20 protein-coding genes and 2 pseudogenes are annotated in these 20,660 nt (G+C 70.5%); 9 read left to right on the forward strand and 13 right to left on the reverse strand.

Annotation, left to right across the window (positions count from 1 at the left end):
• Positions 1-36: 36 nt before the first annotated feature.
• The gene (locus ACIBLA_RS16685; protein WP_363239842.1) at positions 37-609 is read left to right on the forward strand and encodes a CGNR zinc finger domain-containing protein; all 573 of its coding nucleotides are present in this window, start codon (positions 37-39) and stop codon (positions 607-609) included.
• Between the two features lie 16 nt (positions 610-625).
• Here ACIBLA_RS16685 and ACIBLA_RS16690 read toward each other — a convergent pair whose 3' ends face one another.
• Positions 626-1,219 (reverse strand): GNAT family N-acetyltransferase, encoded by a 594-nt coding sequence (locus tag ACIBLA_RS16690; protein ID WP_363239841.1) that lies wholly within the window; start codon positions 1,217-1,219, stop codon positions 626-628.
• Between the two features lie 178 nt (positions 1,220-1,397).
• Between ACIBLA_RS16690 and ACIBLA_RS16695 the strand changes: the two genes are divergently transcribed.
• On the forward strand, positions 1,398-1,655 hold the full coding sequence (locus ACIBLA_RS16695; protein ID WP_363239840.1) for a type B 50S ribosomal protein L31: 258 nt from the start codon (positions 1,398-1,400) through the stop codon (positions 1,653-1,655).
• Positions 1,656-2,000: 345 nt separating this feature from the next.
• On the opposite strand, the gene ACIBLA_RS16700 is transcribed toward ACIBLA_RS16695, so the two are convergent.
• The 4 genes from ACIBLA_RS16700 to ACIBLA_RS16715 all read right to left on the reverse strand — a co-directional run bounded on the left by ACIBLA_RS16700 (position 2,001) and on the right by ACIBLA_RS16715 (position 6,085).
• Positions 2,001-3,353 carry an MFS transporter gene (locus ACIBLA_RS16700; RefSeq protein WP_363239839.1) on the reverse strand — a complete coding sequence of 451 codons (1,353 nt, stop codon included), beginning with the start codon at positions 3,351-3,353 and terminating at the stop codon, positions 2,001-2,003.
• A gap of 110 nt (positions 3,354-3,463) precedes the next feature.
• Positions 3,464-3,934 carry an RpiB/LacA/LacB family sugar-phosphate isomerase gene (locus tag ACIBLA_RS16705; protein ID WP_363239838.1) on the reverse strand — a complete coding sequence of 157 codons (471 nt, stop codon included), beginning with the start codon at positions 3,932-3,934 and terminating at the stop codon, positions 3,464-3,466.
• Between the two features lie 3 nt (positions 3,935-3,937).
• On the reverse strand, positions 3,938-4,912 hold the full coding sequence (locus ACIBLA_RS16710) for a ribokinase (RefSeq protein ID WP_399199001.1): 975 nt from the start codon (positions 4,910-4,912) through the stop codon (positions 3,938-3,940).
• Positions 4,913-5,074: 162 nt separating this feature from the next.
• On the reverse strand, positions 5,075-6,085 hold the full coding sequence (locus ACIBLA_RS16715) for a LacI family DNA-binding transcriptional regulator (protein ID WP_363239836.1): 1,011 nt from the start codon (positions 6,083-6,085) through the stop codon (positions 5,075-5,077).
• A 264-nt stretch (positions 6,086-6,349) separates the two neighbouring features.
• On the opposite strand from ACIBLA_RS16715, the gene ACIBLA_RS16720 reads away from it, so the two are divergent.
• Complete coding sequence (locus tag ACIBLA_RS16720; protein ID WP_363239835.1) at positions 6,350-7,129, forward strand: SDR family oxidoreductase; 780 nt, start codon at positions 6,350-6,352, stop codon at positions 7,127-7,129.
• Here the strand turns inward: ACIBLA_RS16720 and ACIBLA_RS16725 are convergent.
• Positions 7,083-7,589 (reverse strand): HIT family protein, encoded by a 507-nt coding sequence (locus tag ACIBLA_RS16725; protein WP_399199002.1) that lies wholly within the window; start codon positions 7,587-7,589, stop codon positions 7,083-7,085. The genes ACIBLA_RS16720 and ACIBLA_RS16725 overlap by 47 nt on opposite strands.
• A 112-nt stretch (positions 7,590-7,701) precedes the next feature.
• A complete protein-coding gene (locus tag ACIBLA_RS16730) occupies positions 7,702-8,634 on the reverse strand; it encodes an EamA family transporter (RefSeq protein ID WP_363239832.1) in 933 nt (310 codons plus the stop codon).
• 40 nt (positions 8,635-8,674) lie between these two features.
• On the opposite strand from ACIBLA_RS16730, the gene ACIBLA_RS16735 reads away from it, so the two are divergent.
• From ACIBLA_RS16735 to ACIBLA_RS16750, 4 genes are all read left to right on the forward strand, one after another.
• Complete coding sequence (locus tag ACIBLA_RS16735) at positions 8,675-9,190, forward strand: MarR family transcriptional regulator (RefSeq protein WP_363239831.1); 516 nt, start codon at positions 8,675-8,677, stop codon at positions 9,188-9,190.
• A gap of 94 nt (positions 9,191-9,284) precedes the next feature.
• On the forward strand, positions 9,285-9,968 hold the full coding sequence (locus tag ACIBLA_RS16740) for a winged helix-turn-helix domain-containing protein (RefSeq protein ID WP_363239830.1): 684 nt from the start codon (positions 9,285-9,287) through the stop codon (positions 9,966-9,968).
• Positions 9,969-10,060: 92 nt separating this feature from the next.
• Complete coding sequence (locus ACIBLA_RS16745) at positions 10,061-11,389, forward strand: MFS transporter (protein WP_363239829.1); 1,329 nt, start codon at positions 10,061-10,063, stop codon at positions 11,387-11,389.
• A gap of 65 nt (positions 11,390-11,454) precedes the next feature.
• A complete protein-coding gene (locus tag ACIBLA_RS16750; RefSeq protein ID WP_363239828.1) occupies positions 11,455-12,729 on the forward strand; it encodes an aromatic acid exporter family protein in 1,275 nt (424 codons plus the stop codon).
• A gap of 49 nt (positions 12,730-12,778) precedes the next feature.
• On the opposite strand, the pseudogene ACIBLA_RS16755 reads toward ACIBLA_RS16750, so the two are convergent.
• A pseudogene (locus ACIBLA_RS16755) lies at positions 12,779-13,132 on the reverse strand (MerR family transcriptional regulator); the annotation flags it as partial.
• A gap of 51 nt (positions 13,133-13,183) precedes the next feature.
• On the opposite strand from ACIBLA_RS16755, the gene ACIBLA_RS16760 reads away from it, so the two are divergent.
• Positions 13,184-14,284 carry an alkene reductase gene (locus ACIBLA_RS16760; protein WP_363239826.1) on the forward strand — a complete coding sequence of 367 codons (1,101 nt, stop codon included), beginning with the start codon at positions 13,184-13,186 and terminating at the stop codon, positions 14,282-14,284.
• Positions 14,285-14,335: 51 nt separating this feature from the next.
• On the opposite strand, the gene ACIBLA_RS16765 is transcribed toward ACIBLA_RS16760, so the two are convergent.
• The 3 genes and pseudogenes from ACIBLA_RS16765 to ACIBLA_RS16775 form a co-directional block, all read right to left on the reverse strand.
• Complete coding sequence (locus tag ACIBLA_RS16765) at positions 14,336-15,475, reverse strand: lactonase family protein (RefSeq protein ID WP_363239825.1); 1,140 nt, start codon at positions 15,473-15,475, stop codon at positions 14,336-14,338.
• A gap of 241 nt (positions 15,476-15,716) precedes the next feature.
• Positions 15,717-16,622 (reverse strand): hypothetical protein, encoded by a 906-nt coding sequence (locus tag ACIBLA_RS16770; protein ID WP_363239824.1) that lies wholly within the window; start codon positions 16,620-16,622, stop codon positions 15,717-15,719.
• 163 nt (positions 16,623-16,785) lie between these two features.
• Positions 16,786-16,947 (reverse strand): annotated as a pseudogene (locus tag ACIBLA_RS16775) (ATP-binding domain-containing protein); the annotation flags it as partial.
• 517 nt (positions 16,948-17,464) lie between these two features.
• On the opposite strand from ACIBLA_RS16775, the gene ACIBLA_RS16780 reads away from it, so the two are divergent.
• Positions 17,465-18,562, forward strand: coding sequence for an N-acetylmuramoyl-L-alanine amidase (locus ACIBLA_RS16780; RefSeq protein WP_363239823.1), 1,098 nt, complete (start codon positions 17,465-17,467; stop codon positions 18,560-18,562).
• 164 nt (positions 18,563-18,726) lie between these two features.
• On the opposite strand, the gene ACIBLA_RS16785 is transcribed toward ACIBLA_RS16780, so the two are convergent.
• Complete coding sequence (locus ACIBLA_RS16785; protein ID WP_399199003.1) at positions 18,727-19,710, reverse strand: carbohydrate ABC transporter permease; 984 nt, start codon at positions 19,708-19,710, stop codon at positions 18,727-18,729.
• Between the two features lie 7 nt (positions 19,711-19,717).
• Positions 19,718-20,653: a sugar ABC transporter permease gene (locus ACIBLA_RS16790; protein WP_363239822.1), complete on the reverse strand. Its 936-nt coding sequence runs from the start codon at positions 20,651-20,653 to the stop codon at positions 19,718-19,720.
• Between the last annotated feature and the right edge of the window lie 7 nt (positions 20,654-20,660).

Consider the following 20,660-nt stretch of genomic DNA (forward strand, 5'->3'; position numbering starts at 1 on the left):
CTTGTCACCAACAACGTAACCGGTCAAGATGGTGACGTGGATTTCGCCTTTGTGAGCGGCAACCCGGCCCTCGATCTGGCCGGCACCGTGGCGTCCCGCCGGGACGAGCCCGTCGACGCCCTGGCCACGCCCCGTGACCTTGAACGGTGGGTGGCCGAATGCGACGAACTCCCCGACCGTGTCACCGCCGACGTCGCGACCTTCGAGTCCGCGCTCTTACTGCGGGAAGCCATCTACCGACTCGCTCTCGATCGCGTGTTCGGCCGATCCTTCGATCCGGGCAGTCTGGCGATCGTCAACGACACGGCCGCCGGGCCGATGCCCACGGTCAGGCTCGGCGACGCGGGACTGCGGATGTCGGGAGACCTTCTCGCGGTCCTCTCCCACCTGGCCAGGAGCGCCATCGCCGTGCTCGCCGATCCGCATGCCTGTCTCAAGGAGTGCGGTCGCAGTACCTGCACCCGCGTCTATCTCGACCGCTCGCGCGGCGCTCGGCGGACCTGGTGCGGGATGGACGAGTGCGGTAACCGCGTCAAGGCCGCGGCTTATCGGGCCCGTAGAAAGGCATCGGCCGAGGCCAAGGGCCACGGCTCCGAAGGAAGAATCTGACGCGTCGCTCTTCTCGCTATCGCAAAGCCGCTGTGGGACCGCTCGCGTCAAGGTCACCTTTGCGCAGACGGTAAACCTGCAATGACAGGTTGTAGTACTTCTCCGTCTCGCCGACCCACTCCATCCCGACCCGCCGGGCGGTCGCCGCGCCTCGGCTGTTCCGGGGCCGTACCACCGCGAACAGCTCCTCCACCCCGGCGCCCGACTCGAAAGCCTGATGCGCCACGGCATGCCCCGCCTCCGCCGCCAGGCCCTGACCCCAGACATCGGGAGCCAACTGCCAGCCGATCTCCAGGTCGCTGCCCAACGGGGGGAGTGGCAGCAGTGCCACCCCTCCGACCAGCCGGCCCGTTTCACGCAGCGAGACGGCCCACCTGCCCTGGGGAGGTTCGAGGGTGGTCGACTCGGTTATCCACCGCTCGATGAGCTGTTCCATGGCGGCCAGGTCCGACACCGGCTCCAGCGCCGGGGCGAGCCATCGGGCAACCTCGTGCACGCCGTAGACGGGCAGCGCCGCGTCGGCGTCGCCCGGCGCCCACGGTCGAAGGGTCAGCCGGGGAGTGCTGATCCGTGAGCCTTCGATAATGACCCGATGTATTCGGTCGGCCATATATCGAGAATATCACCGGAAGGCCTGGTCAGTCGGGGGCCGGTTCGGGCCAACTACCGGTTCGGCGGCCATGGGTGGGCCACGCGAATCCGGTGGAATATCCGGCCTCCATCCGCCGTTGAGAGTGGTACCGGGGGTCGTAGAGACCCCGGGCGGCCGGCGACAGGAAGGATCACATATGAAGGCTCGTATCCACCCTGAGTCCCGTCCGGTGGTATTCCGGGACCGCGCTGCTGACGTCGCGTTTCTGACGCGCTCGACGGCCGATTCGGACAAGACCATCGAGTGGGAGGACGGGCAGAGGTACCCCGTCGTCGACGTCGAGACATCATCGGCGAGCCACCCCTTCTACACCGGTAACTCGCAGGTTCGTGACACCGCGGGCCGTGTGGAGCGCTTTGAGCGCCGCTACGGCGACGCGTCGAAACGTGGATGAGCGCCACCGGGAAGCGTCGGCGCGAAGACGGAGAGTACGAGGCCCCGGCAGCGGGATCGAGATGATCACGCGGTCGGGGTTTCTCCATGTCGCGCCCTGCCGTGCGCCACGGCCAAAGGAATTGATGACCGCCCGCGCCCTCTGACACCATCACCCGGTGATCAGCATCGGCACGATCGTGATGGGCGCCACCGACGTACGGCGCGCGGCCGACTTCTGGAGCCGGGCGCTGGACTACGTTCCGCGCCGAACGCCCGGCGGCTGACTAGTCGCCCACCTCCGGGTCCCACGCCCGCCCCGCGCCCTCGGGCGGGCGCCGGGCGGGCGTGCTCGGTGGCTTCCGCGTCAGGGCCGGCCCGCCACCAGCAGGTCCGCCTTGTCGGCCTCCTCCGCCGCCGCGCGCTCGCGCGGGCCCCACGTTTCGCGTGTCGTCGCCACACCGAGCAGTCCGACCAGGCCGATGACCACGTAGAAGCCGGCCGGGCCCGCCCAGTCGAAGGACTCCGCCAGGAGCACCGCCAGGAATGGCGCGAATCCGGCGACGGACGCCGCGGTCTGGTAGCCCAACGAGGCGCCGGACGTACGGGTGTTGGTCTTGAACAGCTCCGCGAACCACGCCGCCTGCGTGCCGGTCAGCGCCGCGTGGATCACACCGATCGCGATCAGATAGATCAGCACGATCAGCACCGGATTGGCGGTGTTGGCCATCAGAAACATCGGGAAGCCGAAGGCGACCGCCAGCAGACAGCCGGCCAGATACAGCTTCCGGCGGCCGATCCGGTCGGTCAGCGCCCCGGACAGCACCGTCGTACCGACCGCGAGCAGACTCGCTATGACGATGCCCGCGAGGGCGATCCCGCGGTCGTTCTCGTCGCGGTCGGTGATGTACGACAGCAGGTAGGTCGCCGTCAGGTAGTACGCGCAGGACTCGACGACGCGCAGCGCGATGATCCGCAGGATGTTGCGCCAGTCGTCGCGCAGCACCGTCGCGAGCGGGTTCTTGACGGTGTGGCCGCTCGCCTTGGTCTCCTCGAACTCCGGTGACTCCGTGAGCTTCACCCGTACGACGAGGCCGACCACGATCAGCGCCGAGCTGGCCAGGAACGGAATGCGCCACGCCCAGTCGCTGTCGAGATTCACCGACAGCAGGAAGGCGATGTTCGCCAGCGCGATGCCGAGCGGGTTGCCCGCCTGCGGAATCGCCGCGTACAGACCGCGCCGCCTGCGCGGTGCGTGCTCGTACGCCATCATCACCGCGCCGCCCCACTCGGCGCCGAACGCGAGGCCCTGCACCATACGGATCAGCACGAGCAGGATCGGCGCGGCGATGCCGACCTGTGCGTAGGTGGGCAGCAGACCGATGAGGACCGTGGCGATGCCCATCGTCAGCAAGGCCCCGACCAGGACGGGCTTCCGGCCGTACTTGTCGCCGAGATGGCCGCCGACGGCGCCGCCGATGGGGCGCATCAGGAAGCCGACCCCGAGCGTGACGAAGGCCAGCAGTGTGCCGACGACCGGATCGGACTCGGGGAAGAAGACGTCACCGAAGTAGAGGGCGGACGCCGTGCCGTAGGCGACGAAGTCGTAGTTCTCCACGCAGGTTCCCGCGGCGGCTCCGAGGGAGGTTCTCAGCTTGCCGCGGCTGCCGTCCTGAGCGGTGGCGGCGGCCGGGGAGGATGCGCTGTTGTTCGCGCTCATGCCGTAACTCCTAATCACCTTTGATCACCGGTTACGCGGTGGGTACTCCAGCGGGTGTTGTACGTGGGGAGTGGGGACGGGGGTGTCTGGGACGGTCAGGGGGGCGGGCGTCAGCTCTCCGCGATGAGTTCGCGGGCCGACCTCAGCTCCAGCTCGCGGAGCTTGCCGACCCGCCGGACGGTGTCCTCGTCGTTGTCGAACGTCGCGCCGAGGAACGCCTCGACCACCGCGCCCGCCATCGCCGGGCCGATCAGCCAGGCGCCCATCGCGATGGCGTTGGCGTCGTCGTGCTCGACGGCCTGGTGGGCCGAGTAGACGTCGTGCCCGAGACCGCAGCGGATCCCGGCGATCTTGTTGGCCGCCATCAGCGCGCCGGCGCCGGTGCCGCACACGAGTACGGCGCGGTCCGCCTCACCGGTGCGAACGGCGTCGCAGGTGGCGAAGGTGATGTCGGGGAAGTCGACCGGCGCGTCGCTGTCGGTGCCGCGGTCGAGGACTTCGTGTCCGAGCCTTTCCAGGACACCGCGCACATGGTCCTTCAGCGCGTGCCCGGCGTGGTCGTTGCCCAGTGCGATTCTCATCTGTCAGCCCTTCGTGGTGAGTTGGGTGTTGTCGGTGTACGGGTGCGGTCGCGGGGCCGCGTCGATCTCGTGCGCGTACGGAATCGAGGCCATCGCCCCGCGCCGGGTGACCGTGACCGCGGCGGCGGCCGAAGCCGTAGTCAGCGAGGCGGTCAGATCGGTCTCGCCCCGCGCGAGCGCCGCCGCCAGATAGCCGGTATAGGTGTCGCCGGCCGCGGTGGTGTCGACGGCGGTGACTCGTACGGCGGGGATGTGCGCCACCCGGTCGCCGACGTTGACGTACGCGCCGCCCGCGCCCGTGGTGCAGACGACCACGCAGTCCAGCGCTCGCGACGTGGCGAGCACCGTCGCCGCCACATCCTCCCGCCCGTCGGCATCCCCACCCGCTCCGATCAGCCGGGCCACCGCCCGCATCTCCACCTGGTTGACCACCAGCACGTCGATGTCGGTCGTCAGACAGCCGGAGTCGGCGGGTGCCGGCGCGGCGTTGAGGAGGACGGTGGCGCCGCGCTCCTTGGCGAAGCGCGCCGCGTAGGCGACCACCTCGACCGGGGTCTCCAGCTGAAGCAGGACGAGATCGCCCGGCGCCGCCCCGGCGAGCCCCGATTCGACGTCCTGACCGGTGAGGCGGGCGTTCGCGCCGGACGCCACGATGATGCGGTTCTCGCCGCCCGCCTCGACGGCGACGACCGCCGTGCCCGTGTGCGTACCGTCGACGGTCCCCACCCACCCGGTGCCCACGCCGGATTCGGTCAGCGCCCGGCGTACCAGCAGTCCGTGCGCGTCGTCGCCGAGCGCGCCGATCATGACGACCGCCGCGCCGGCCCGTGCGGCGGCCACCGCCTGATTGCCGCCCTTGCCTCCGGCGGTGATCAGCACGTCCGAGGCGAGCACGGTCTCGCCGGGTGCCGGGAACGCGAGCACCTCCAGGAGCTGGTCGGCGTTGAGGCTGCCGACGACGAAGACGGTGGTGGGCATGGGGGATCCCCGTTCATGGTGTGGAAGGCACGGTGCGGCAGGGCGACGGCGGACGCCGGTCGGGCGCGCCGTTCCCTCGAAGGGCCTGATTCGGATGAGCAGTTGTGTGAGGTGGGGCAGGGCGCCGACCCCTTGACACGGGATCCGGCGCCCCGGAAGTCCCTACGCCTGTCGGCGTGCCCCGCCCGATGACTCCCGCACGACGAGGCGCGTCGGGAGGACCACCGATTCGGGTGTGCGGCCCGCGATGACGTCGAGGAGGAGTCCCATCGCCGTCGACCCCATGGCCTGCGCGTCGTGGGAGACGACAGTCAGGGGCGGGTCGAGTTCGGAGAACCACTCGATGTCGTCGAAGGCCACCAGATCGATGTCCGAGCCGATCCGCAGCCCCCGGCGGCGCAGCGCGCCGAGCGCGCCCACCGCCATCGGACTGTCGGCCGCGAGCAGCGCGGTCGGCGGACGCCCGCCGGACAGCAGCCGCTCGGCGGCCGTCGAACCGCTCGCCGACCGGAAGTCGCCGGAGGTGATCAGCTCGGGGTCGGCGTCGAGACCGTGCCGGGCCACCGCACGCACGAAGGCGTCGTGCCTGGCACGCCCGGTGGAGATGGACCGCGGGCCGCCGATGTAGCCGATACGGGTGTGGCCGCGGTCGGCGAGATGGGCGACGGCCTGGTCGATGCCCAGCGCGTTGTCGGAGGTCACGCTGGGCACCTCGAACCCGTCGACGGTCCGGTCGACGAAGACGAGGGGCACGGTGGTGGCGAGGGTCCGGAGGTGGGCGCTGTCCTCGCCCTGCGGAGCGATGATGATGCCGTCGACCCGCTGGGTGAGGAAGGACTCCAGGTAGGTGTCCTGCTGCTTCGGATCCTCGTTGGCGTTGGCGAGGAGGGTGACGTACGAGGAGCGCAACGCCGCCTGTTCCGCGCCGTGTGCCACATCTGCGAAGAACGGGTTGCGTACGTCGGAGATGAGCAGCCCCACCGTCTGCGAACGGGCCGAACGCAGCGAGCGCGCACGGGCGTCGGGCCGGTAGCCGAGTTGGGCGACGGCGGCGTGGACGCGTTCACGCGCGGCGGGGGAGGTGGAGGGGTTGCCGGAGAGCACTCGGGACGTCGTGCCCACGGAGACACCGGCGAGTGCGGCGACGTCCTTGATGGTCACGGTGCTGTCCATGGGTGCCTCTTGCGAATCGAGTGGGGCAGGTGCAGGAGCGGGTACAGACGGTCGAGATATGTGGGCGGACGGGCGGACCGACCTGACGGGACTGTATCCCGAGCAGGCCTGGAAACGATTCCATGGAAACGTTTCCGAGACAGGATCCTGAAGTGTCTCCTCCCATGCGTCAAGAGGTTCGACCGATCGGTTTTCGGATCGGTCCGCGCGCCCGGTGCCACCCTCATCAGGCCGGGAGCCCCGCCCGACCTCTAATCTGCGGGCATGGAATCGCAGGCGTACCTCTCCGAACTCTTCTCCCTGGAAGGCCGCGTGGCCCTGGTCACCGGCGGCAGTTCCGGCATCGGCAAGGCCATCACCGAGGCCCTTGCCCGCGCCGGGGCGAGCGTCGTCATCGTGGCGCGCCGGGAGGCCGAACTGACCGCCACCGTCGAGGAGTTGACGGACCGTGGCTGCCGGGTCGCGTGGGTCAGCGGCGACCTCGGCTCACGCGAGGGCGTACGTACGGTGGCCGACGAGGCGGCGGAGGTCTTCGGCGAACCCGACACCCTCGTCAACTGTGCCGGGATCAACCTGCGGCCCCCGATGGGGGAGGTCGGCGACGACGTGTGGGACACGACGATGGCGGTGAACCTCCAGGCGCCGTATCTGCTCGGTCAGCGGTTCGGCCCCGGTATGGCCGAGCGCGGCTTCGGGCGGATCATCCATGTCACGTCCCAGCAGGCGCACCGGGCGTTCGTGCAGAGCGGTGTCTACGGTGTCTCGAAGGGCGGTCTGGAGTCGCTGGCCCGCTCGCAGGCCGAGGCGTGGTCGCCGTACGGGGTCACCTGCAACACGCTCGTGCCGGGCTTCGTGATGACGCCGCTCAACGAACGGCTGTCGTCCGACCCCGAGCGGGTGGCGGCGCTCGCCGCGCGCACGATGACCGGGCGCAACGGGGTGCCGGAGGACTTCGCGGGCGCGGCCGTCTTCCTGGCGAGCCGGGCCTCCGCGTACGTCACGGGGCAGTCGGTCTTCGTGGACGGCGGGTTTCACGTCCACTGACCCCGCCCGAGCCACTCGGCGTCGACCGCGTATCGAGGGCGGCGAGGCCTCCACGAACCGCTGCCGCCGCCTCGTCGAGCACGGCGCGTTCGTGTACCCGCCAGTCCGCGTCGATGCGAAATGGATCTCCCCCGAAGCGGGGGAAGACATGCAGGTGGACGTGGAAGACCTCCTGGAAGGCCGCTTCGCCGTCTGCCAGGAAGAGATTGACTCCTTCACATCGAAGGCCGGACATCCGCAGTGCCCGTCCGAGCCGGTGGCCCACCTTCCAGACCCGTACTCCCAGGTCGTCGGGCAGGTCCACCAGCCCTTCCGCGTGAGGTTTGGGAACAACCAGCAGGTGCCCCGGGTTGACGGGGCGCAGGTCCATGAACGCGATGACCCAGTCGTCCTCGTGGACGACGCTCGCATCCGCCCGGCCTCGCGCGATCGCGCAGAAGACACATTCATCGCTGAGCAACCCAGCCTCCTCATCCTCGGGGACGTCCGTACTTACCCCAGCAGACGAACCGGCCGTGCACGAGTCCTCTGCCGCCCCCCAACCGGTCGTACCCCGGCAATCGCTGCCGTCGTCAGGCCTGTTGGCGCGGCCTTACGGGTGACTCGGGTGCGTCGGGCCCCGCTGTCGAGCGCCGGGCGCGCCCGCCGCGTACGGCGCGGGTCACCCCCGGCTGCCCCAGCACGATGCCGAGGAACACCAGCACCAGCCCGGCGCCCTGGCGCCCGGTGAGGGTGTCCCCGGCGACGAGCGTGCCGAGCAGGACGCCGGTGACCGGGTTGAGGAGACCGATTGGCCCCACCGTGCCCGCGCTCAGGCGCCGCAGGCCCGCGAACCACGCGGTGAACGCGAGAGCGGTCGCCACTCCGGACACGTAGGCGAAGCCGAGCACCGCGCCCCCGTCCAGAGTCGGCGGCGCGCCTTCGGCCACGACCGCGATCGGTGCCAGAACCACGCCGCCGGCGATGAGCTGCCAGGAGGTCAGCGCGAGCACGTCGACGTCCGGGCACCACTTCTTGGTGAGGATGTAGCCGATCGAGGACATCGTCATGGCCGCCACCGAGGCGAGTACGCCGAGCGGATCGATTCCGGTCGCGTCCGTGAGGAGCATGACGCAGACGCCGGCGATCCCGACTCCCGCGCCGACGGCCGGCAGTATCCGCGGGCGCTCCGCCAGCAGCGGCCAGGCCAGCAGCATCATCACCACCGGCGCGGTCGCCATGACCGTCGAGGCGATGCTGGTCGGCAGAAGCTGAGCCGCTACGTAGACGAGGGCGAAGAACGCACCCATGTTGAGGGTGCCGAGCACCATCGCCTTCCACCACAGCGCTCCGTGCGGCCGTCGTCGGCTCAGCGCCAGCAGGACGATCCCGGCGGGCAGCGCCCGGAAGACCGCCCCGTACAGCGGATGGTCGGCCGGGAGATACCGCTGGGTGACGAAGTACGTCGTGCCCCACGCGATCGGGGCGACGGCGGTGACGAGGGACCAGCGGGCGGTGGCTTCCATGGAAGCGATAGTATCTTCCTCGGAAGGTATTATTCCCTCCATGGCTGAATCCCTTGACCGCGTCGCGCGTATCCAGCGCGAATGGGCCCGCGAACGCCCCGACATCGACGTGCGCCCGCAGGGCGTGATCGGGCGGCTGCACCGCCTCGGCGCTCATCTCACCGAGGAGTTGTGCGTCGTGTACCGCAGGTACGGGCTGGGGGAGGGCGACTTCGACGTCCTGGCCGCGCTGCGGCGGGCGGGCGCGCCGTTCGAGCGCGCACCCGGTGAGCTGGCCGAGCACACCATGGTCACCACGGGCGCGATGACCAAACGCGTAGACCGGCTCGAACGGGCCGGACTCGTCTCCCGGCGGGTGAGTGAGAGTGACGGGCGGGGCAGGGTCGTCGCGCTGACCTCGGAGGGGCGCGCGCTCATCGATCGCGCCTTCACGGAGCACATGGCCAACGAGCGCCGTCTCCTTGACGCGCTGACCGAGGAGGAGGCCACGCAGCTCGAATCACTGCTGACCAAGTGGCTGGCCGAGGCGGAGGGGTCGCGTCGGCCGCAGGACTGAGGGCTCCGGGGGCTGGACTCCCAAGGCGTATACGCAAAGAGATCTTTGCGAATAAGTCTTTGCGAAGAATTGTTTGCGGTCTAGGCTGCTCGGTATGACGGATTCGAACGACACCCCTCCCGGTCCGAAGCACGAGTCGAACGCGGTCGTCCTGGACGCGAAGGGACTGCGCGCCCTGGCGCATCCGGTCCGTGTCCAACTGGTCGGACTGCTGCGGAAGTTCGGCCCTTCGACCGCCACCCGGCTGGCCGAGCGTCTGGGGGTCAACTCCGGTACGGCCAGCTATCACTTGCGCCAGCTCGGAGACGCCGGGTTCGTCGAGGAGGACACGGAGCGCGGCAACGCGCGGGAGCGCTGGTGGCGCGCGGTCCACCAGTCGACGTGGTTCAGCGAGCCCGAGCTGGCGGAGCGGGAGCCCGAGGCGGCATTGGCGTACCTCCAGTCGGTCGCCGCCGCGTACACCCTGCGCACCCAACGGGCCCTCAGCGAGCTGCAGACCATGCCGGAGCGGTGGCGGGGCACCTTCGACATCAGCGACTGGGCGCTGCGGCTGACTCCCGAGGAGGCGGTGCGGCTGCGCGAGGAGCTGTACGCGCTGCTCGCCCGCTACCGGTCGGACAGCCCGGAGGCGGCGGCCGAGGCGCCGGAGGGCGCCGAGCGCGTCTCGCTGATCACCCAGATCCTGCCGGAACTGGACACCCCTGGGCCGGACACCTCCGGCGGTGGCGCCGCGGGAGATCCGGCTCGCGCACGTCTGCGGGGGATGGAGAGCTGGTGAGAAGACCGTGGTCATGTGCGGTGCGGGAGAAGGGTTCTGACAGGCCATCAGGAAGAAGCGCGCTGCTGCCGCTCGTCGGCGTACTCACCGCGATGGCGGTGTCATTGACCGGTACGCGGGTCTCGGCCATCGCACTGCCCTGGTTCGTTCTCGTCACCACCGGCAGCGCCACGCAGACCGGAGCGGTGGCCTTCTGCGAGATGGCGCCGTACGTGGTGGTGAAGGCGTTCACCGGACCGCTCGTCGACCGGGCCGGACCCCGGACCATCTCCTGGACCACCGACCTGGTCAGCGCCGTGGCCGCCCTCGCGGTTCCCCTCCTGCACGCGGCGGACCGGCTCTCCTTCCCCCTGCTGCTCGTGCTGGTCGCCCTGATCGGCGCGGCGCGCGGGCCGGGCGACCTGGCGAAGGACGTCATGGTCCCCGAGGCGGCCGACCACGGCCGCGTACCGCTGGAGCGGGCCACCGGCTTCGCCGGCGTGACCGAACGGCTCGCCTCCACCGTCGGCCCGGCGGCCGGCGGCGCGCTTATCGCGCTCCTCGGGCCGCTGTCGGGGCTGACCGTCAACGCGGCCTGTTTCGCGCTCGGTTCGGTGGTCGTCGGGCTGATGCTGCCGCGCGGCATGGGCCGGCCCGCCGAGCAGGTTCGGTCGCCTCAGGACGTCGCCGACGCGGCTGCCGGTCCGTCAGCCGCGTCGGGGTACTGGCGTCGGTTCGGCCAGGGCTTCACCTTCCTGCGCGGTGAACCGCTGCTTCTCACGATCATCGTGATGGTCATGGTCACCAACTTCCTGGACGCGGCGTTCAGTGCCGTGCTGCTTCCCGTCTGGGCCAAGGAGTCGGGCAACGGACCGAGCGCCATCGGCCTGTGCGCCGCCGCGGGCGGACTCGCGGCGATCGGTGGCAGTCTGATCGCGGCGGCGATCGCGCACCGGATGCGGCGGCGCGCGGTCTTCTTCGCCGGATTCCTCCTGGCGGGCGCGCCGCGATGGCTGATCCTCACCTCTCCCGCACCTCTGTGGGCCGTGGTGGTCGTGTTCGCGGTCGGTGGCTTCGGCGCCGGTTTCCTCAATCCCATCCTGGCGGCCGTCAGTTACGAGCGCGTACCGCGCCGCCTGCTGGGCCGGGTCAAGGCCCTCAGCGGTGCGCTCTCCTGGGCCGGGATGCCGCTCGGCGGGCTGATCGGGGGCGCCGCGGTGGCCTCGTTCGGGCTGGCGCCGGTGCTGCTGGTGGGAGGAGCCGCGTACTTCCTCACGACGAACCTCACCGGACTGCGCCCGGAGTGGCGGGAGATGGACCGGCTGCGCGGCAAGGGCCGGCCGGCCGACGACCCCGTCGCCGTACGGAACACCGAACAGGGCTCGGACCCGGCCCCGGATCCACCGCCCGAGCCCGTGCGCGTACGACGAGGGGGTCCGTAGCCCCGCACGCCGTAAGCCGCGTGTCGTACGGAATCCGCGCGCCCTCTGTGGGCAGGGTGCTGCTCATGAGACTGCGGGCCGCGAACAAGGACGACAAGGGAGGCTCCGGGAACGGGGCGTTGACCGGGCTGCTTAAACTGCGGAACGACGTGACCGTCACCCAGACCCTGCGCTCGACGGTGGCCGCGACGCTCGCGTACATCGTCGCGCTGTGGCTGAGCAGCGAACCCGCTCCGCTGACCGCACCCCTCACCGCGCTGCTCGTGGTCCAGGTGACCCTCTACTCCACCATCACCACCAGCATCCGCCGCGTGAACGCCGTCGTCGCGGGCGTGCTGATCGCCATCGCGTTCAGCGTCCTCGTCGGGCTCTCGTGGTGGAGCCTCGGGCTGATCATCCTGGCCTCGCTCCTCGCGGGGCGGCTCGTCCGGGTCGACGAGTTCGTACCCGAGGTCGCGATCAGCGCCATGCTCGTCCTCGGCGTGACCCACGCCGCGGGCACCGCCTGGGACCGCGTACTGGAGACGTTGATCGGCGCGGTGGTGGGGCTGCTGTTCAACGTGCTGTTCGTGCCGCCGGTCTGGGTCGGGGCCGCCGGGGAGTCCATCGAGGACCTTGCCCGCCGGATGCGCCGGCTGATGCGCGACGTCGGCGAGGAGCTGACCACGCCCACCCCCGTCGAACGCGCCGCAGCCCGGCTGCGCGAGGCCCGGCGGCTCGATCACGGCATCGCCGACGTGGACGCGGCGCTGCGCCAGGCGGAGGACAGCCTGCGGCTCAACCCGCGCGTCAAGGAAGGCCTGCTGCACCGGGTGGTGCTCCGTACCGGCCTCGACACGCTGGAGATCTGCGCGGTGGTCCTGCGCGTGCTCACCCGCACCATCACGGACCTGGCCAAGGAGCGTGAGGAGGAGGACCTTTTCGCACCGGAGGTGGGATCCGCCCTGGAGGAGCTGCTGTCGCAGGTCGCCGACGCGCTCGTCAGCTTCGCCGTACTGGTCACCACACAGACGAGCGAGGCCGCCGAGGCGGCCGAGGACCGACTCGCGGGGGACCTGAGCGCCGCCGCCGCGACACGCGAGAGGGCGGCGCATTTGCTGCTGGAAGGCGTACAGCGGCACCCGCGCCAGTGGCAGCTCCACGGCGCGCTGCTGTCGGAGATCGACCGGCTGCTCGACGAACTCGACACCGACCACCGCTCGCAGCGACTGATGGAGGAGCTGGACAGATCCACCCGCGAAGAGCGCGAACGGCACCCGCGACTCACCAGGTTCACCCAGTGGCTACGCGGTCTGAAACGACCCTCGCTGAAACGTCCTGCGGTGAAGCGGCGTGGCTAGGGGGTGCCGGCGGGCCCGAATCCGTCTGCGACCCGGTGGGCGAGGACACACCTGACGCCGCCACGATGACATCGTCCAGCACCTCACGCGTACGCATCAGCTCGGCGATCTGCTCGTCGATCCTGGCCCGCTGCCGCGTCAGGTCCGCGACGAGCCACGGCGTCGCAGCCGCCGAGGGACCCCCGTCCTCGTCCCGCATGCACGGCAGCAGCTCGGCGATCTTCCCGCTGCACAGCCCGGCGGCGAACAGCTCCTGGATACGGATCACCCGGTCGACCGCCCGCTCCGGATAGGTGCGATGACCCGAGGGCGTACGCGTGGAAACGAGCAGCCCCTGCTCCTCGTAGTAGCGCAGCGAGCGTTCGCTGACGGCGGTTCGTCTCGCCAGTTCGCCGATCTTCACGCTTCCTCCCAGATTGAACCTGACACCAGTGTGAGGTCCTACCGTCCCGCCATGACGAAAACGACGCTCCTCACCCCCTATTCCCTCGGCCCCCTCCACCTCCCCAACCGCATGGTGATGGCACCCATGACCCGCCACCGCGCGGCCGTGGACGGTACGCCCCTGCCGGTCGTCGCCGACCACTACGCGCAGCGCGCCGGCGCGGGCCTCATCGTCACCGAGGGCATCTGGCCCAGCAGCCGGGGCCAGAGCGACTGGCGGCTGCCCGGCCTGGAGACGGAGGCGCACATCGAGGGCTGGCGAGCCGTGACCGGAGCGGTGCACGCCGCCGGCGGGCGGATCATGGCCCAGCTGATGCACGGCGGCCGGCGCGGCCACCCGCGGTCCCGGATCGACGGGGACATACCGAGCGGCCCGTCGGCCGTCCCGGTGCCGGGTCCCGTCCACATACGCGACGGCCTCAAGGCCGACCCGCTGCCGCCGCGCGAGATGACGCGGGACGACATCCGGCAGGCCGTCGTCGACCATGTCAAGGCGGCCGAGAACGCCCTGGCGGCAGGCTTCGACGGGGTCGAACTGCACGGCGCCAACAGCTACTTGATCCACCAGTTCCTCGCCGACAACACCAATCTGCGCGATGACGCGTACGGCGGTACGACCGAGGGCCGGATCCGCTTCCCCGTCGAGTTGGTCACGGCCGTCGCCGACGCGATCGGAGCGAGCCGGACGGCGCTGCGGCTCTCACCGGGCAACCCCCAGTTCGGCATGGCCGAGGCCGACCCGGCCCCCGTCTACCGCGCGCTCCTCGGAGCCGTCGACGGGCTCGGTCTGCTCTACCTCCACCTCACCGACAACGACACCTACCCGGCCCTCGCCGACCTGCGGCCCCGCTGGCACGGCCCGCTCATCGCGAACATCGGTGAGAACCGCGACCCCACCACGCGCGAGGGGGGTGAGGCGGTGCTCGCCGGCGGACTGGCCGACCTCGTCTCGTACGGCAGGTCCTTCATCGCCAACCCGGACCTCCCCGAACGCTTCGCCTCCGGCGCAGCGCTCAACACCATCGACGCGCGGTACCTCTACACGCACGGCGCCGAGGGCTACACCGACTACCCCGCGCTGCGGCAGGAGTTGTGCGCCGCCGACAGGTGACCGCCGTGGCCTTCGCCGGCCAACTGCTGCTGCGCGTCGGACGGGCCGGTCTCAGAGCGGCAGCACGCAGACGGCGACCGGAGACGCGAACGGGGCGCCCGTCGAAGTCAGTTGGCCGCTGTCCTGGTCGACATGGAAGACGGACACGGCGTTCGACCGCTGATTCGCGGCGAACAGCAGACTCCCGTCGGGGGAGAGCGCGAGCTGCCTCGGGTAGTCGCCGCCGACGGGCACCGTGTCCAGCAGGCGCAGACCGGCACCGTCCTCCTCCACCGCGAAGCGGGAGAGGCTGTTGTGCCCCCGGTTGGCGAGATGGACGAACGCGCCGTTGGCGGTGATCACCGGCTGGGAGGGGAAGCTGCTGCCCGCGCCTCCGGCGCCGGTGGGCTGCGGTTGGCCGGGGGTGAGGGTGCCGCTGTCGGGGTCGTACCCGCAGACGGCGATCGTGTTGCTCAACTCGTTGGCCAGATAGGCGAATCGCCCCGAGGGGTGGAAGACAAGATGCCGAGGCCCGGCACCGGCGGGCAGCGTCGCGTACGAGACCCGCGTGAGCGTGCCCGCCGTCTCGTCGAGGCGGTAGGTGTAGACGCTGTCGGTGCCGAGATCGACGGCGAGTACATGGCCGCCGTCCGGGCTGGTGACGATCTGGTGCGCGTGCGGGCCGTTCTGGCCGGGCCCCGGAGCCGGTTCGCGGTGCGTGACCAGGTCGGTGCGCTCGCCGAGCGCGCCCGACGCCTCGATGGGGTGGACGGCGACATTGCCGGAGCCGTAGTTCGCGCTCAACAGCCAGCGCCCGCCGGGGTGTACGGACAGATGGCAGGGCGACGAGCCTCCGGTGCCGCGCGTGCCGAGGACCGTGTGCCCGCCGTCCGCGCCCAGCGCGATCGCGGTGACACCGCCGTCCTGGCGCTCGTTGACCGCGTACAGGGTGCTGCCGTCGGGGTGCACGGCGAGGTACGAGGGGTCGCCGACGCCCTGCAAGGTCCCGGCGGAGGTGATGTGGCCGGTGGCCGTGTCGTACGAGGCGAGCCCGATGCCCGGACCGCCGCTGGAGGTGTACGTGCCGATGAACAGCGGTCCTGTGGCGCGGGGTTGCCGGGGGCGGTGCGGTGCGGACGCGGTGGCTGTCGGGGCCGCGGTGGCCGTCGCCGTGGCGGGCACCGAGACCGTCGCGACGGCCGCTGCCAGCATGCCGACGACCTGACGGCGACTCGGCCCGCCGGCCGATGTCGCGCTTGATCCGGATCGTGTCGCGGCTCCGGTTCCTTTTTCGGCGGCTGCTTCTGTTCCTGTTTCTGTTCCTGTGCTGTCGCTTCTCATGCCGGGCACCTCGGATGACTCGTGGGGGGGGGAGTGGGGGAGTGCTTGCCGGTGTAGTGGCAGACACCCTGTCGCCATCCCGCCCCCGGCGGCAAGTGCCCCACCGGCGGGGTCAGTTGCGGAGCGACGCCGCGTCCCCCATCACGATCACCGGGCGCTTCGCCGGGTCCAGCAGACGCAGCAGTTCCACCATCCGCTTCTTCGTCAGCGAGACGCAGGCCTGGGTGGGGCCTTCGTGGTCGACATGGATCCAGACGCCGCCGCCCTTGCCTTGGCCGAGGGGGCGGGACGTGTCCAGCGGAGTGGTCCCCCGCGTCCGGTTGTAGTCGATGGCCACGACGTAGTCGAAGGAGCCTTCCAGCGGCTCGCCCAGGAAGCCGGTGCCGGCGACCTCGAACGCGCTGTCCTCGTCGTACGGGAGTCTGGCCCCCGGATCGGGGAGCCGGCCCCCGGCGTCGCCGAGCGAGAAGACACCGATCGGCGAACGCAGGTCGCCGACCTTGTGATGGCGTGTCCAGCCGCGCAGTGCGTTGTGCGCGGGCCAGCGGTTGGTGACGGGTTGCCAGCCCGCGTCCGCTTCGCGCTCGTACAGCACGACGCCGGAACGGGGCGAATTCCGGCCCTCGCCCCTGACGACGAGCGCCTGGCGGGTGGCGACAGGGATACGGGAGCGGGTGGCAGGACCGAGACCGGGGATCTCGCGGCCCATGGCCGCCTCGACCGGCGCCCCGGCGAGCCCACGCGCCGCCTCGTTCGGCGAGCCCTGACGCCGCTGGGCCCGGCTCCCTGACGTGCTCCCCTCTGCCGACTTGCTCCCGGCGTCCGGGCTCGCCACGCTCGGGATCCCGGCGCTCGGGCTCGGCGGCGGCACGGTCCGCGCCGGCCGGCTCTCGGCCGGCTGTCCGCCGGCCGGCGAGGCCCCCTGCTCCGCGCATCCGGCGAGGACCAGGCACGTACAGAGCGAGGTGAGGGCCAGGGCACCTCTGGCGAGCTGTCGAGCGCGGGGGAGGGGGAACATGTCAGGCCTTTCGTGGGGCGTCGGCAGACGGTCGGTCCTCGTCCGCCGCGTTTCTGTGCGCCATGAAACGCGATCATCGTGTGATCCGACTGCCCCCGGATCCGCGATCAGACATGGGCCCGAAGATTTCCCCCGTTCTGCCTAACTGCTGGGCCGGGGCCCGTCATGCCGAGGTGATGGTGAGAGCGCAGAGCCGTTTGGTGGCGCGGGTGAGGGCGACGTACAGGTCACGCTCGCCGCCGGGGCGCGCTCCGGCGATCTCCTGCGGGCCGACGACGACGTCGAATTCCAGCCCGCGGGCCTCGGAGGCCGGCACGATGCGGGCCCACCGGCCTGCCAGACGCTCATCCAGTACCTGATACGCGGCGGTCACCTGAACCTGCTCGGCCCCCACCTGGCCCCGGCGTCATCGTCGTCGGACCGCACCAGCAGCCACCTCGTTCCCCTCTGAGAGGCCCCCACTGTGCGACCGAGTTCCCGTAAAGGTAAGTCTTGGCTTACCTGCTGGCTCGAGCCGCTGACCTGCGTGCGGTCCGAGCCGGTCGCCGGGACGGAAAGGAGCCTTCCGGCCTTCCGTCATTGGTGCGAGCAAAGACGGTCGCGGGTGATTCGTCGTGCCGCGGGTGATTCGCGCATACGTGTGGTTTCAGACTGCCGAAAGAGCGTCAAATAGGTTGCCCGGCAGGGTTGTCGGGGCCGTCGCGGAATTGCTTATCTTGATGCGTCGTGGACAGTCGACGCGCGTCAACTCCGCCCCACCGCAGCCGCGTTCGCCTGTTGCGCGACGTGCCTGCCGTCGTTGAACACGGGAGAGCTTTCCCCCACATCCCAAGGAGATCGACATGGTTGCCAAGTCGGGCCCCGGCCGTCGTACGGTACTGCGGGGTGGTCTGACCGCCACCGCGGTCGGCGCTCTCGGACTCGCCGCGAACGGACCGGCCAACGCCGCCCCGGTGGGCGCGAGTCGCCGCGCGGCGGCCGATTCGGGGCTCGCCGTGCCCGAGCCGCGAATCTACAGCACCAGCGAATGGGGCGCGCGGCCCCCGAACGGACAGATCGTGGTGCTCGACCGGGTGCCGACCTACATCGTGGTGCACCACACCGCCGAGCCCGGCAACAGCGAGGACTACTCGCTTGAGCATGCGATGGCGATCTGCCGGTCGATTCAGAACTACCATATGGACGGCCAGGGTTGGGTCGACTCGGGCCAGCAGTTCACCAACTCGCGCGGCGGCTTCGTCCTCGAAGGCCGGCACCAGAGCCTCGACGTCGTACGTGGTGGTACGCAGCACGTGCAGGGCGCGAACGTCGGAGGCCGGAACAGCGAGGTCATCGGCATCGAGAACGAAGGCCTCTACACGACGGTCGACGTACCGGCCGCGCTCTGGGACTCGCTCGTCCAACTCGTCGCGTGGATCGCCACCCGGTACGGGCGGCCGGTCACCGACATCATGGGCCACCGCGACTTCAACTCCACCGAATGCCCCGGCGGCGTGCTCTACGGACGGCTCCAGGAGCTGCGCGACGCCGTCGCCGGAGCGCTCGGCGTCGCGCCGGCCGACCGGCCCTCCGTCTGGCCGCTGCTGCGGCCGGGGGCCGCCGGCCCCCAGGTGCGTGCCGCGCAGTACCTCCTGCGCGCTCGCGGCTTCTCGGACGTACCGGTGGACGGGGTCTTCGGCGCGGACACGAAGCGGGCGGTGGTGAAGCTGGCCGACGTGCACAACGTCGAGAAGCACACCTGCGCGGCCATGACCCGCGCCGGCACGGACGAGACCGGCTACCTCGGCTCCGACATCTGGCCGCTGATCACCCCGAAGGTCGGGGCGGGCGAGAACGCCGATGTCGAGAAGGCGGTGACCACCCTGCACCGCGCGGGCGCGAACCGGGCCCACTCGGCCGGCGTACTCACGGCGACGGACTGGAAGCGTCTGCTGGCCTGACGAACCACCGCCGGACCGCACCGTCCGGCGCCTCGCGGTGCCTTCGGCGGCAGGAGTCCCTTCCTGCCGCCGAAAGGCATGTCCGGGCCTCCGGCCCCTTCTGTTTCGACCGGCTCCACCCCAGCCGCGCCCACGGCCGCGAGAGTGTCACCTCGCTGTCCGGCTCACTGGCCTCCCAGCCCCGTCGTGGCGACGGACCTGACGATCTGCCGCTGGAACAGCATGAAGACCACCAGCAGCGGAATCGCCGCGAGGACCGACGCCGCCGACGCCTGCGCGTTCTGCAGGCCGTAGGAGTCCTTGACGCTCGACAGGCCCACCGGCAGCGTCATCAGCGTCGGGTCGCTGGTGATGATGAACGGCCACAGGAAGTTGTTCCAGGTGGTGATGAAGACGAAGATCGACACCGCGGCGAGGATCGGCCGCGACAGCGGCAGGATGATGCTGACGAAGATCCGCGCGCTCCCCGCCCCGTCGATCCGGGCCGCCTCCTCCAACTCACGCGGAACCGCGTCGAAGAACTTCTTCAGGATGTAGACCATGACCGGTGCCACCACCTGCGGCAGTATCACCGCCGCGTAGGTGTCCACCAGGTTCATCACCAGCATCTGCCGGAACAGCGGCACGATCAGGATCTGCGGCGGCACAATGATCGAGGCGACGATCACCGCGAGCAGTGCCCGGCGGCCACGGAAGAGCCCCCGCGACAGCGCGTACGCCGCCATGGCGGACACGACGACCGTCAGCACGGTCACCGCCGCACCGATCAGCAGGCTGTTGAGTGCCCAGACGGGCAGGTTCCCCTGCGCGAAGATCTCCCGGTACGCCGCGAGCGTGAAGCCGCTCGCCGGAATCCAGTCGCCGCCGCCCCCGCTCGCGTCCACCTCCGACTTGAAGGAGGTGTCCACCCCCCAGGCGAGCGGCACCAGCCAGACACCGGCCATCAGAATCAGCGCCAGCACGGACAGGACGCGGGGCAGGAGGCCGGCACCCAGCATCGGGTGCCAGCTCCGCCCGCCCCCGCTCCCGCCCCCGAGCGACCCGCCGCCATGCCCTCCTCCCGCACGGCGCTTGCGCGCCACCTCCCTCGGCATGGTGCTGCGGCGTGGTCCGGACGCGTTGGTCGTGAGTGATGCGTCGGTGGTCATGGCCGGATCAGTCCTCCCTGCGCGAGAAGAGCTTGAGCTGAACGAGGGAGAGGACGACGACGATCGCGAAGAAGACGTAACTCACCGCGGAGGCGTAGCCCAGCCGGTAGTTGGTGAAGCCGGTGTCGTAGATGTATTCCAGGATCGGCCGGGTCGATCCGGCGGGCCCGCCCTGGGTGAGCAGATAGATCTGGTCGAACACCTTGAGGGAGGCCAGTACTTGAAGGACGGCGATCAGTCCGGTCGTACGGCGCAGCTGCGGCAGCGTGATCGACCACAGCCTGCGCCACGCGCCTGCTCCGTCGAGCGCCGCCGCCTCGTAGAGATGGTCCGGGACGGACTGGAGGGCCGCCAGATAGAGCAGGAAGTTGAAGCCCACGGTCCACCAGAGTGTGAGGAGCGCGACGGCCCACATCGCGTACTTCTCCTCCACCAGCCAGCCGATCCCGTCGATGCCGACGGCCTTCAGCAGGGTGTTGAACAGCCCCGCCTCGGGCTGGTAGAGCAGGCCCCACACCTGGGTGACGACGGCCACGGGCAGCAGGTACGGGGCGAAGAAGGAGAGCCGCCACACCCACTGGCCGGGCATCCCGGTGTGCACGAGCAGTGCCATCACCAGGGCGAAGAGCACCAGCGGCACCGACGAGAGCAGCGTGAACCAGGCGGTGTTGCCAAGGCTCTGCCAGACCTCGCTGTCGGTGAACGCCTCGGTGTAGTTGTCCAGCCCGGCGAAGGTGGCGTCGCCGCGGCCGGTGAGACTGGAGTCGGTGAGGCTCATCCACAGCCCGAAGCCGAGGGGCACGACGAGGAAGAGCACGAAGAAGACCAGGAACGGCACGACGAACGGCCACCCGGAGCCTTTCGGGGCGCCTCGGCGACGTTTCGCGGAGGGACGGGCCCCATCGACGGCGGCCGGGCCGGTGGCGCTGCGCACACTGCTCATGACCATC

It is taken from the genome of Streptomyces sp. NPDC050433 (assembly GCF_044458565.1).
GTDB lineage: Bacteria > Actinomycetota > Actinomycetes > Streptomycetales > Streptomycetaceae > Streptomyces.